The sequence below is a fragment of the Okeania sp. genome, from assembly GCF_035285525.1.
Classification (GTDB): domain Bacteria; phylum Cyanobacteriota; class Cyanobacteriia; order Cyanobacteriales; family Microcoleaceae; genus Trichodesmium.
In genome coordinates this window covers 37879-51304 of record NZ_JAYKGW010000175.1, presented here as the reverse complement: position 1 = coordinate 51304, position 13426 = coordinate 37879, and the positions used below count along the sequence as shown (strand labels likewise).

General features: G+C 33.4%; 11 protein-coding genes. 7 read left to right on the top strand and 4 right to left on the bottom strand.

All coding sequences use genetic code 11. The features are described 5' to 3' along the window. Positions 1 to 245 precede the first annotated feature (245 nt). On the bottom strand, positions 246 to 2117 hold the full coding sequence (locus tag VKJ25_RS17080) for a tetratricopeptide repeat protein (RefSeq protein WP_324237837.1): 1872 nt from the start codon (positions 2115 to 2117) through the stop codon (positions 246 to 248). 989 nt (positions 2118 to 3106) lie between these two features. Between VKJ25_RS17080 and VKJ25_RS17075 the strand changes: the two genes are divergently transcribed. Then, positions 3107 to 3919, top strand: a complete 813-nt coding sequence (locus VKJ25_RS17075) for a tetratricopeptide repeat protein (RefSeq protein ID WP_324237836.1) — start codon at positions 3107 to 3109, stop codon at positions 3917 to 3919. Between the two features lie 657 nt (positions 3920 to 4576). Here VKJ25_RS17075 and VKJ25_RS17070 read toward each other — a convergent pair. The 3 genes from VKJ25_RS17070 to psbN all read right to left on the bottom strand — a co-directional run bounded on the left by VKJ25_RS17070 (position 4577) and on the right by psbN (position 7879). After that, the gene (locus tag VKJ25_RS17070; protein WP_324237835.1) at positions 4577 to 5485 is read right to left on the bottom strand and encodes an MBL fold metallo-hydrolase; all 909 of its coding nucleotides are present in this window, start codon (positions 5483 to 5485) and stop codon (positions 4577 to 4579) included. Between the two features lie 432 nt (positions 5486 to 5917). Further along, on the bottom strand, positions 5918 to 7030 hold the full coding sequence (aroC, locus tag VKJ25_RS17065) for a chorismate synthase (RefSeq protein WP_324237834.1): 1113 nt from the start codon (positions 7028 to 7030) through the stop codon (positions 5918 to 5920). Between the two features lie 717 nt (positions 7031 to 7747). Then, positions 7748 to 7879, bottom strand: a complete 132-nt coding sequence (gene psbN, locus VKJ25_RS17060; protein WP_324237833.1) for a photosystem II reaction center protein PsbN — start codon at positions 7877 to 7879, stop codon at positions 7748 to 7750. 87 nt (positions 7880 to 7966) lie between these two features. Between psbN and psbH the strand changes: the two genes are divergently transcribed. The 6 genes from psbH to VKJ25_RS17030 all read left to right on the top strand — a co-directional run bounded on the left by psbH (position 7967) and on the right by VKJ25_RS17030 (position 13397). Next, on the top strand, positions 7967 to 8170 hold the full coding sequence (gene psbH, locus VKJ25_RS17055; RefSeq protein ID WP_324237832.1) for a photosystem II reaction center phosphoprotein PsbH: 204 nt from the start codon (positions 7967 to 7969) through the stop codon (positions 8168 to 8170). A gap of 107 nt (positions 8171 to 8277) precedes the next feature. Then, complete coding sequence (locus VKJ25_RS17050; RefSeq protein WP_324237840.1) at positions 8278 to 8556, top strand: TatA/E family twin arginine-targeting protein translocase; 279 nt, start codon at positions 8278 to 8280, stop codon at positions 8554 to 8556. 380 nt (positions 8557 to 8936) lie between these two features. Next, complete coding sequence (pth, locus tag VKJ25_RS17045; protein WP_324237831.1) at positions 8937 to 9581, top strand: aminoacyl-tRNA hydrolase; 645 nt, start codon at positions 8937 to 8939, stop codon at positions 9579 to 9581. Between the two features lie 533 nt (positions 9582 to 10114). After that, entirely contained in the window at positions 10115 to 10381 is a 267-nt protein-coding gene (locus VKJ25_RS17040; protein WP_324237830.1) for a DUF3146 family protein, read from the top strand. 418 nt (positions 10382 to 10799) lie between these two features. Continuing rightward, positions 10800 to 12494 carry a CTP synthase gene (locus VKJ25_RS17035; RefSeq protein WP_324237829.1) on the top strand — a complete coding sequence of 565 codons (1695 nt, stop codon included), beginning with the start codon at positions 10800 to 10802 and terminating at the stop codon, positions 12492 to 12494. A gap of 426 nt (positions 12495 to 12920) precedes the next feature. Further along, entirely contained in the window at positions 12921 to 13397 is a 477-nt protein-coding gene (locus VKJ25_RS17030; protein WP_324237828.1) for a hypothetical protein, read from the top strand. Positions 13398 to 13426 lie beyond the last annotated feature (29 nt).

Sequence of the window (13426 nt, the reverse complement as noted above, 5' to 3'; positions counted from 1 at the left end):
TAATATTTCTAGAGCTTTTTCACAAGTCAAATAAGCTGCATCTAATTTTTCTGCTTTTAAATAAGATTCTGCTTCTTGACATAAATTAAAGGCTGACATTTCTGGAGTTAAAATTGAATACATATTTTAGATAATCAATAATTGATAATTGATAATTACCTATATTTTTACTAATCATAATTTCAAGCTTCCTTATTCCAAGAGGTAGTGATAACTAAAAGCTGATAACTGATAACTGAAATAACCTACTCCCAATTAAATTTTATCCCCAAATATTCTTCCAATCTTTGATTATGAACTCGAAAATAATCACTTAATTCCTTACGCATTAAAGGTTCGATTTCTGAATAATTTCCAGGATTATAATTCTTGTACTCTAAAAGTTCGTATTCTGGCAAATCTAAAAAATTTAAAACTTGCTGTAAAGTTGTTTTGGGATTAGTATAAAAATCCTCACTTTTCAGAATTAGGAATTGCTCCCGTGGGAACCAACTCATCCATTCCTGTAAAAATTCCACATATACTCCCTTAGCCAAATAATTTTGTTCTCCCATCCAATAATTAACTTTTTCTGGTTCCTTAATTAACTTATCTAAATGCGATCCAATGGTCTCTTCTAAAGAGCGATTTTCCCAGTTGAATCTTTTCCAAGTATAATATTGAGATATAGCTCGATCTACAGGATTTCTCAAAAGTAGAATCAACTTAATTTTAGGAAAAAATTGATAAATTCTTCTGGCAGCATCAGGATGATGAAAATAACTAGGACTAGCTTCCCCAGTCAAGAAAATTTCACCCTTTGGAATAACTGGAAAATGAGCTAAATACCAATTAATTGAACAATTAAACGCCCAAGACCAAAAATTAACTTCTTTTTTCAAACAAGACATAATTTGTGGGTGTTGAGTTAAATAACCATAAAGAGAAGTAGTACCTCCTTTTTGCACTCCAATAATTATAAAACTCGGTCCTTGTGCTTCTCCTAAATTCCAAGTTGGAAATACTAACTTAGGGAAAAAATGCTTAGTTTGCTGATAACAAGCAGTTTGATAATAAGGTATAGCTTCATCAATTTTACCCAAATGTGTTAGAGCTTCTCCTATATTTAAGTAACACCAAAAAGAGTGAGGATGAGCTTTCTGAAATTCCTGGAAAAAAGTTAATATTTCTGTTAGTTTATCTTCCCTAGCAAAAGCTTCCCATATATTGTAATAAAACCACCAATGAAAATCAGGTTCCATTTCAATACCTTGACGGTAAGCTACAACTGCTTCATCCCATTTTTGTTGTCGAGTTAAAGCAATACCTAAATCATAGTAAGACATACTATTTGGATTTAATTTTATTGTTTTTATAATTTCTAAAATTTCTCGTTCTAACTGATTTTTTTTATCTAATACTTGTTGTAATTTTTCAGAAATATTTACATCATCTTGATGAAACTCTAGAGCTATTTTATAGAAAATAATTGCCCCGTTAATTTGATTTGCTTTAGTTAAACCATCTGCTACTTGTACGAATAAATTAGGGTTTTGCTGAAAATTTTGTAGTAATTTATTATCAATAAAATCTTGCTTAATATCTTGAATAACTTTCCAGTAATCCTTAACTTTTATATCTAAACTTGACTGATATTTTTTTTCTATTGCATCTCCTAATTTACTGTAAATTCCTGGTAACTCTGTCTCAAATTGAGTTACATAGAGATAATTATATATAGCTTCATCCCATTTTTGTAACTTGATTAAAGCATCGCCTAAATTGTAATAAGACCAGGGAAAATTTCCATCTATTTTAATTGCATTTTTGTAAGCTTTAACCGCCTCCTCCCATCTGACTAACTTACTTAAAACATTTCCTAAATTATAATAAGACCAATAAAAATTATTATTTAACTCAATTGCCCGATCATAATTTTTTATAGCTTCATGCCAATTTTCTTTTTCGCATAAAGCTTGGCCTAAGTGATAGTAATGCCAAGAAAAATTAGGTTTTAATGCAATAGCTTGACGTAAATTTTCAATTGCTAAATCCCATTGTTTTTCTTGAGCATATATATTAGCAAGGTTGGCATATTCTTCAGAGGTATTCAAATTTGATTGTTTTTTTAATGACATTATTTAATTGATTTAATACTTATCAAGAAAAATAACAGTTATCAATGAGTTTAAATCATACAGCTCTTTCCGTTGTTGTGAGGTACAAAATTTTAGGTTTGAGGGAATGGAACACAGAAGGTGGGAACAGAAAATCAGAAAAAAACTGTACCTCATAGCTTCATAAACTGCTGTATCAATCAATAATTAGGGTTTGCTAAAAAAGTATTATTGAAAGAATCGAACACAGAAGGTGGGAACAGTTTTAACTATCTGCTACGGCAAGATTTTAAGCATTGTCAGGGTCAAGAATTTACCATTTTGAGACAACAATAGCTAAAAAATAGGTACTTTTTTCCCATAAAAAGGCTCAAACTTTCATCTATCAATCAATGCTTTGATATTTCCATACGCAAATCCCAATTACTTCTAATTAAAACCGAGAGCAAGTATGTAAGCATTTCCTATGGAATGCTGCGGAAACAGCTCTCAGGTATTGATTTTAGTTTGAGATAAAAGCCTGATTCTACAAAATTAAATCTGAGTAAAAAAGGTATAGCAATTCTAAATAGGTTGTAAAAATTAAAAAACTAGAAATAAATTTTCATAAACAAATAGAATAAGATTGCTATAGCTTTCAAGTCTATATTCATTAAAACTTCCTCTTTAAAGTTAAAATTTTATAGCTAAAAGCTGATTACTTACTCTGAAAAAGAGAGACTTGAAAATGAATCTATTAATTATCAATTATCAATTATCCATTATCCATTAATTATGTGTCCCTACTTTCTAAATAAAAAATTTAACTTTAAATTACCAAAAATTTGCTTCATTCAGGCATAATAGTTAGTATATAAAATAATCTATAACAGTCCTAAATAGATTGTAAGATTTATAAATGTGGGGTTTGGTCTTCAAACCCAAGAGAAAAGGGATTTTCAGACCAAACCTAACTTTTTTCTCACAAATTCTTTCATACTGCTATAATTCTAATCTAATTCCATAATTCAATGGGCATCTCTATAGACGTTGACAAAACAAACTTCGCTACCGAAGTATTAAAAAAATCCCACAAAAAAACAGTTTTAGTAGATTTTTATGCTACTTGGTGCGGTCCATGTAAAATGCTCAAACCAACTTTAGAAAAATTAGTTCCCGAATATGACTTTATCTTGGCCAAAGTTGATGTAGATCAGAGTCCAGATTTAGCTCAAACTTATGGTATTGAAGGAGTACCAGATGTAAGAGTTGTCACTGAAGGAAAAGTTAAACCTGGTTTTGTGGGAGTTCTTTCAGAACCAAAATTACGAAATTTTCTAGGGGAACTTAATCTTCACTCAGAATTAGAAACAAATATACAAGCACTACAAAATCTGATCAGATTAGGTCAACATGAACAAGCCAAAAATCTTCTAGATCAGCTTTTTGAAAAATATCCTAATCATATTACTATTGTGATAGAAGCTGCTAAATTTCTAGTAAACTTAAATAAATTAGAAGAAGCAAAAAAGCTCATTGAATCTATTGGGGAAAATCACCGCGAATTTTATCATCAAATACAAGCAGTAAAATCTTTAATTCACCTTAAAGAAGAAGTTGAAAATCCAGATGATAGTATAGATGAAATTTATGTCAAAGCTTGTAATCTGACATTATCTGAAAACTATGAACTAGCACTAGAATTATTTTTAGATCTAGTTAGTAAAAATCGTAAAAATAAAGATGACCGCCCTCGCAAAGCAATGCTGGCAATATTTCACATTCTCGGAGATAATCATCCGACAAGCAAAGAATATCGCAACAAATTATTAAATTTGTACTAAACTAATTTACGATAGCTCTAAGCATTTCCTGTGGAATGCTTCCCAAAAACCTTTATCTTGGATGATCCTTCACCAAAAAAACATGAAAGTAATAACTTACTAAATTTAGCTGACTATCTTTTGTGTGTCGGACTTTTAATTTTCTTTAAAAGACTAATTCCTCTTTTAGTTGATGGCTGAATACTTATTAATATACCTCTGGCAAAAGTAAAAGTCAAAAATTATTTATTTCATATACTTTTCTCAAGACCTTTACCCATTACCTCTTACTAACTTCTTCGAGAAATCTAACCTTCCCAACTAACTAACTATGAATTGGTTCATGGTGAAAAATTACCACTCGTTTCACCTTAGCAACTTTAACAACTTTAATAGCTTCCTGCCAAAAAGTCAAAAATTATTTATTTCATATAATTTTCTCAAGACCTTTACCCATTACCTCTTACTAACTTCTTCGAGAAATCTAACTTTCCCAACTAACTAACTAACTATGTATCAGTTGGTTAGTAGTGAAAAATTACCACTCATTTCACCTTAACAACTTTAACAACTTTAATAGCTTCCTGCCAAAAAGTCAAAAATTATTTATTTCATATAATTTTCTCAAGACCTTTACCCATTACCTCTTGCCAACTTCTTCGAGAAGTCTAATTTTATTTAAATCCCCACTGGTAAAACCAAACCTTCTTTTGCCATAACTGCCATAGGAAAAGCCTCTTTAACTTCTTCCGCCATTTGGTCTAGAAAATCATCACTATGAGTTGGTTCATGGTGAAAAATTACCACTCGTTTCACCTGCGCAGCTTTAGCAACCTTAATAGCTTCCTGCCAAGTCGAATGTCCCCAACCAACTTTCGACGACTTCGGATTATTATACTCATCATCAGTATACATAGCATCATAAATTAGTATATCAGCACCTCTGGCTAAATGAACTACACTTTCATCCAAGCGATCAGGAAAATGTTCTGTATCAGAACAATAAACAGCAGTTCGTCCATTCCATGTCACCCTATAGCCCATTGCTGTATTAGGATGATTTAGAGAACCAGTCTCAATCTCTATACCATCAAGCATCATTTTTTGTCCATGCTCAAGTTCATAAAATCTTAAGTCCGCCTGCATACCATTTAGTGGCACAGGAGAGTTATAATGTAATATTCTATCTATAAAATGCTGTTTCATGGACTCCCCCTCTGGAGGAATCGCCCCATAGATATGAAAAGAATTTCCTTGAGTAAAAGCAGGGGCAAATAAAGGAAAACCTTGAATATGGTCCCAATGATAATGAGTAAAAAATAGATAAGCTTCTACTGGGGTTTCCTGCATTAATTCCTTCCCTAGTTCTCGTATCCCCGTACCTCCATCAAATATTAAACGCTTACCAGCGATTTTCATTTCTATGCAGGAAGTATTTCCACCATATCTCACAGTATCTTTTCCAGGAGTCGGAACACTACCTCGCACTCCCCAGAATTTCACTACAAAATCCTCTATATTTTCAGATAAGTTGGCAATATCAATACTATCTTGGGTTAGCACTACAGAAGAAGGTTTAGTTTCCATATAAATTTTCTTACTTTAACTAGGATGTGTCATCAATTAGACCTTAGAAGCTCGATCAACAAAAGTAGTAGACTGACAAAGCTTAAACTGTGCATTACATCATTGGGGGAGCGGGTTTATCTAACTCGACTTTTGAAAAATCGTTCATTGTACGGACTCCTTTATGCAACGTCCCTACGGATAAACCCGCCCTTACCGACCGGATAATTTCAGGTGTGCGCTCGCTGTATCTGAATCTACTTAATAGCGATCGCCATTACATAACAGAGAGTAGCCTTTTTGTCAACTTATTTAATTGATGATACGCCCTAGCTAGCTTTTACTATTTCCTAACTGAATGATTCGCTTTCCAACTATCAGCTTTTGAGCCATCTAGTTTAAATCTCCAGTTGATATCAACTGGAAAATATGCAGAGGGGTTTGAATCTCTTGCTAAACATTGACTGCTGACTGCCGATTCAAGGTCTTACATTGTCCATAATGACGTAATAAATGGTCGCATAATACTAAAGCCACCATCGCTTCTACCATAGGTACAGCTCTAGGTAAAACACAAGGGTCATGTCTTCCCTTCGCTGCCAGAAATGTCTCCTCACCTTCGCGACTAACAGTGCGTTGCTCCTTCCTTATTGTAGCAGTTGGTTTAAACGCCACCCGCAATACAATATTTTCACCATTAGAAATCCCACCCTGTATCCCACCAGAACGGTTAGTTACTGTCCGAATTTCACCATGTTCGTTGGTATAAAATTCATCATTATGCTCGCTACCCGTCAAAGTAGTACCTGCAAAACCAGAACCAATTTCAAATCCTTTGCTAGCCGGCAAAGACATTACACCTTTAGCTAAATCTGCCTCTAGTTTATCAAATACAGGAGAACCCAAACCCTTTGGTAAATTCCGGGCTATACATTCTACCACACCTCCCACAGAATCTCCAAGGTCTCGTATTTCTTCAACTAATTCAATCATTCTCTCAGCACATTCTGTTTCTGGACAACGAACAATATTACTTTCCACTTGTTCCATAGTTACTGTAGTTTGGTCAACCACAGCTTCTAAATTTTTGATCCGCTTGACATACCCCACAATTTCTATACCAGAATAGATGCGCAGAATTTTTTTAGCGATCGCCCCTGCTGCTACTCGTCCAATTGTTTCCCGAGCCGAAGACCTACCTCCACCTTGCCAGTTTCTTATACCATATTTAGCATCATAAGTAGCATCAGCATGAGAGGGACGATATTTAATAGCCATATCTTCATAATCCTGGGGACGAGCATCCTTATTTCTGACCAAAATCATAATTGGTGTACCCAAGGTTTGACCTTGAAATATACCAGACAATATTTCACAAGTATCGGTTTCTTTACGAGGTGTAGTAATTTTACTTTGCCCTGGTCGCCTACGGTCTAACTCGTATTGAATTTCTTCTACATCTATTTTTAATTTTGGTGGGCAACCATCAATTACAACTCCTACTCCTCCTCCATGGGATTCACCGAAAGTTGTCACCCGAAATAAATGTCCAAATACGTTGCCCATTAAATTTAGATTATGAATATAAAGTGTTTAATTTATCATTTTAACTGTAACTGCTTTTTGTTACAGTTCTTATCTAAAATTTAAGTATTTTGCCAGATTTCATAGAATGCCTACCCTTTCCAGGTAGGGCTAATTCTTTCTGCGGCCAATAAACCCGGTTTCTACGAGAAATGGGTTGTTTTGAACAGTAAGAATCTAGGCTCGTACCGGGTTTCTGGGTTCCCGTGGCTTTAGTCCTGTCTTTTTTAGCAGAGAATATTGATATGAAATACAAGCATATTGTGGAAACATACTAATCTCACCATTTCTCCCCATCACACTATTACCCCATCAATTTTCTCTAGTGCTTTTACATATTGATGGGTATTTCAAAATTGAAAAGCTTATTAGTCAAAATTTTTGACAGTTTATCATCCATCAAAATTAGCTTGACATATCAAAGAGGGACGATATTTAGACTCTGCTCTTTCTAGGGAATGAAAAAAATTTCTTATCCCCTTGATCAGGGGATAAAAGAATTTCAATTTAGTATTTCAATCATAGGGCTTTAGACAGAGGTACTGTTAACCCAGTTCTTCCGCAGGAGGCTAACTGATAACTGAAATGGCCTTTTATCTCCATATAGTAACCGACAAGGCGATTAGGACATGGACTGATGATGGATATTAGACTAGAAAAAAACTTTTCCAACTGTTCCCTATTCCCTACTAGAAAACTTTAATCTTCATGATCTTCAAAAGGATCGGCTAATTCCTTTGATGGAGGTCCAAAAGCTGTATAAACTGAAAATCCAGTAATGGCCACCACCATGATAGCTATAGAAATACTAAGAACTGTTGCAGGTTCCATATAATTAATTAAAATTGTGAGTGTTATACATATACAATATTACAAAACATTAAATTTTTCTGCTGAAAATAGATTAAATCAAAAACTATGGCACAAAGAACTGGATTAGGAGACATCCTCAAACCTTTAAACTCAGAGTATGGTAAAGTATCTCCTGGTTGGGGAACCACACTATTAATGGCCGTTTTTATTGGCTTATTTTTTGTCTTTTTGTTGATTATTCTACAAATCTACAACTCTTCCTTGTTGTTAGAGAATGTTGATGTTGACTGGGCAAATCTAACTAAATAAATTAAATTTAGGTGTAGGGCTAAGAAATTCAGTTAACTAGAATTTTTTCAGCCCTAACTATTAGTTTTATGTCAACTACAAGCAAATATTTAGGAGTAAAAATTAAGATGAATATATTTGGTATTGGTCTCCCAGAAATGGTTGTCATTTTAGTAGTAGCTCTGTTGATTTTCGGCCCGAAGAAATTACCGGAAATTGGTAAGAGTTTAGGACAGGCAATAAATAGTTTTAAGGCAGGAGCGAAAGAGTTTGAGAATGAATTTAAACGAGAAGCAAAACAATTAGAAGAAGAGGTTAAAGTTAGTAAATACGAATCAGACTCAGAAACAGAAAAAGCGGTAAATGTTTCTTCCTCACAAGATTTATCCCAGAAAAGCCAATCTTAATTAATGGATGATTGATAATTACCTCTGGTTAAAACCTTAAGGGAATTGAATAGAATGAAATATTCTAGCACTTTTTTTATCCTTAATATGGATAGGCTTTATACCTTTATTTTTGGGTAAGTATTCAGCAGTTAGCTATGAGTTATGAACTTATTATTTGAGAAATAAAATTCAAAATTATTAATAAATAAGGTTGCTAACTAACTTAAGTAAGTTATTAGGTTAAAAAGGTATTTGTGTAGCATTTTTTCCAAACAAAAAATTATGAATGTTAGTAGCTGAATAATTAAAGCTAATTTCTTAAACTTAGAAATAAAAATGACCTGAGCCAATCTAAAAGATTATTGTAGTTTTGATATAAATTTTTTAATTTTAAGGGAATGAAAGAGGTTGCGCCAGGAAAAAATTTAGTGACTCCTCAGTTAATTGTAGGTTTGGGAAATCCAGAACCAAAATACGATCAAACTCGGCATAATATTGGATTTGCTGCGATAGATTATATGGCTAATTTATGGCAAATTTCTTTATCAGTAAACCGCAAATTTAAAGGGGAAATAGGAGAGGGTAAAAGTACAAAAAATGAAAAAGTTTACTTGTTAAAACCCTCAACTTATATGAATAAATCGGGAGAAGCAATTCGTGGGATGGTAGATTGGTATAAACTACCACATTCTTCTGTATTAATAATATATGATGATATGGATTTAGCTGTAGGGCGACTGCGACTACGTTTATCAGGTTCAGCAGGAGGCCATAATGGGATGAAGTCGGCGATCGCTCATTTGGGAACTCAAGAGTTTCCTCGTTTACGAATAGGTATTGGTAAACCCAAAAATGTTAGTGCTGAAAGTGGAGACCCAAAAACTATTAGTCATGTTTTAGGAAAGTTTAGTTCTACAGAAAGCAAATTAATGACTCAAATGTTAGATTTAGTTGTAGAAACGGTGGAAGTTTCTCTCAAACAAGGAGTTGCAAAAGCTATGAGTCTTTATAACAATAGAACTATTACCTTATCAGAAGATTAATTAACTACTTGAAAAGTATTTTCAAGACTTTTGATAAAGAGTGAAATTATAGAGATTTTGGCTCAAGAGTTAATTTTAATACTAAAATAATGCTGTGTTAACTTTTTTTGTAGTTATGAAGACCAGGATTTTGCCAAAAAATAAGAAAATAAAAAGCAAAGATTGTCCCTACTTAAGTATTCCCTTTTTTGAATTTCTCCATTAATTGATGATGGATAATTATGCTCAAAAATAATTAGGGTTTGCAGAAAAAAAGTCTGTTGGTGAGTTTAGGGAATAGGTATGGGGGCAATAGGCAATATTTGCAAGTGTTAATTTTTTCAAGTTTGACTCAGAAAAATCTAGAGTTTTAAAGATTAATTTAGTAATTTCTTGGCACTTTGTGTCACCCATAATTAAAGATTTCAACTTGATCTGTTAATACTTTTAGATTTAATCAGTCAACCCTAATTATCCGTGATTAGTATTAGGAAAGGTTTGATACTGAACAGATTAATTATCAATTATCCATTATCAATTATTCATTGGTAATAATGAGTTCTAAAAGTTTACCAGAAACTATTGCTTATGTTAGAGTAACTCGCCAGTCTTGGCAAAAAGGCACTATCGAAGGAGAGGTTAGTGCAGGTTCTTTTGGTTGGTATTTTAAATGGCGTTTTAAACAAGGAAAAACTCTTTCTATTCAGCCTTCTCAAGGTCGCGCCTTAATTCAAGAACCTTTGGGTAGGTTTCTTGAAAAATGGGATTATCAACTAGAACCTGGTGGAGATTATTATTTTACTATTAAAGCTAAATTTTAGCTTTGAGGGAACAGGGAATAGAAAAGAAGAAAAACAACTTTACCTCATAACGGGCGGAAACTGCTGTAAGTTATAAATAGAAATAGGCAATAGAGAAATATTATAACTTATTGAGTAGTGCCATATAAGTTATGAGGAAATACTGTGGAAGTAAGAACAAAATTCCTATAGTATTAAACTATTAGAATTAGAATAGCTCTTAAAATTATAGAATAAACTCACTTAGTTATTTCCTTCTTCCTGATTCTTTCTTCCTTCTTAAAAAAATCAATGCTGTTCAAATAAGACCAAAACTCCTATAGTATTGAACTATTAGAATAGCTCTTAAAATTATAGACTATTAGAATAGCTCTTAAAATTATAGAATAAACTCACTTACTTTCCTTATTTCTTATTCCTTCTTCCTTCTTAAAAATCTATGACTAAATTTGTATTTATAACTGGTGGAGTAGTTTCCAGTATTGGTAAAGGAATAGTAGCAGCAAGCTTAGGTCGTTTGCTAAAATCAAGGGATTATTCCGTGTCCATCCTGAAACTAGACCCCTATATAAATGTAGACCCCGGAACAATGAGTCCCTTCCAACATGGAGAAGTATTCGTTACAGAAGATGGGGCAGAAACTGACCTAGACTTAGGCCACTATGAAAGATTTACAGATACCTCAATGTCTCGCCTCAATAGTGTCACCCAAGGTTCAATTTATCAAGCAGTAATAAATAAAGAAAGACGAGGGGACTATCAAGGAGGGACTGTTCAGGTTATTCCCCATATTACCAACGAAATTAAAGAAAGAATACATAGAGTAGCTAGAAATTCTAACCCCGATGTGGTAATTACAGAAATAGGGGGTACAGTAGGAGATATTGAGTCTCAACCATTTTTAGAAGCTATTCGGCAATTTCGCAAAGATGTAGGACGAAATAATGTTTTGTATATCCATGTTACTTTAGTTCCTTGGATTTCTTCTGCTGGAGAAATGAAAACTAAACCGACTCAACACTCGGTTAAAGAGTTACGCTCGATTGGTATTCAACCAGATATTTTGGTCTGTCGTTGTGATCGCCAACTTAGTCAAGGTTTGAAGGAAAAAATGTCCGAGTTTTGTGATGTACCTGTAGAATCTGTAGTTACATCTCAAGATGCTGAAAGTATTTATGAAGTACCTCTAATGTTGGAGATAGAAGGATTGGCAGTTCAAGCTCTAGAATTATTAAACATGGAGCAACGTGAACCAAATCTTGGTCCATGGCAAACTTTGGTCAATCGTCTTTATCATAAAGACAAAGAAGGGATGAAGACTAATCAAGGCCAATTATCTACTACTGTAGAAATTGCTATTGTAGGTAAATATATTCAATTAAGTGATGCTTACTTATCAGTGGTAGAAGCATTACGTCATGCAGCGATCGCTGTTAATATGGACTTAAATATACGTTGGGTAAATGCTGAGGATGTGGAGGGTAAGGGAGCTAAAGAATATCTAGACAATATTAATGGAATTATTGTTCCTGGTGGGTTTGGCATAAGAGGTATTAATGGTAAAATATCTACAGTTGAATATGCTAGAGTAAATAAAATTCCTTTTTTGGGGTTATGTTTGGGAATGCAATGTGCAGTTATTGAATGGGCAAGAAATATAGTAAAGTTAGATGCTGCTCATAGTGCTGAGTTTGACTGTAAAACGCCAAATCCAGTGATTAATTTATTGCCGGAACAAGAAGACGTTGTAGATCTAGGTGGTACTATGCGACTTGGACTTTATCCTTGTCGTCTTCAAGCCAATACATTAGCTTTGAAAATTTATCAGCAGGAAGTAATTTATGAACGCCACCGTCATAGATATGAGTTTAATAATGCTTATCGAAATTTGTTATTAGATTCTGGATATGTTGTAAGTGGAACATCTCCTGATGGTAGGTTAGTAGAAATTATTGAGCTTCCTTCTCATCCTTTTTTTATTGGTACTCAATTTCATCCAGAATTTCAATCTCGCCCTAGTAGTCCTCATCCTTTATTTTATAGTTTTTTTCAAGCAGCTATTCAACAACAAAAGTGTGATAATTTGCCTGTAAATAATGCGGAAGTTGCTCAAGAGAAAGTAGTTAGTAAGTAGTAGTAAATTGTTTCACCTAAAATAGTACATTAGTAGTAGTGGATTGTTTACCTCAATAAAATAGTGCATTAGGGAGTAGGAGGGTGAGGGAGTAGGGGAGAAAGGTTTTTGCCCTTGTTTCGTCCCTCAACCCAACCTACATCTAAAATGGTGCATTATGATTGAGCGATAACCCTGATCTGTGAAAGCTTTCACCTAAAATCTATTCCCATAAATTAGCTGTGTGAGTCCACTACTAAACTACTGGACTGATTCATTTGAGAGATAGTTTTTATTATCTATTATGCCTTAAATTTTAGTAGGAATTTATGCTAAAATTTTGCTAAAGAATCCATATTTTTTATTGGGTAGTGACTGACAATATCAAAAGTAAATAAATAATGTTTATTAAACTTTTAGTTAGGATAACTTGCAGGATGTAAGGAAATGCAAGAAATCAGAGAGAGCTTCTCTGAGGGGGAACTTGTGGCCTACTGGATTAAAATAAATTATGAAAGAAATATATACTTGATCGATATTGATAGTATTACTGCTTTTTTTTGTCAAGAAAATAAGCGGATAACTTTTTGGCTGCCAAATAGCAGTCAGGAAATTACATTAAACAAGCAAAATTGTGAACATGACTATCAGTCAGTTCTATTTTATTTAAAAAAAAAGATTGAAACAGGGGAGCAAACTAATAATGAATGGTGGGTAAAAATTATTTATGAACGTCAAGAATGGTTAATAGATTTAAGCTGTATTACTACATTTGTTGGCGAACCTAATGGTCGGATAACTTTCTGGTTACCAGATAGTAAAAAAGATATTATTATTAATCCGAATAGGGATAAAGAAGCTTATCAAAAAGTTTCGGAATTTATCAAGAAAGTAACTGGATGTTCTTTATCAATGAATAATTAATAATTAATAATTAGGGCTTGCTGAAAAAG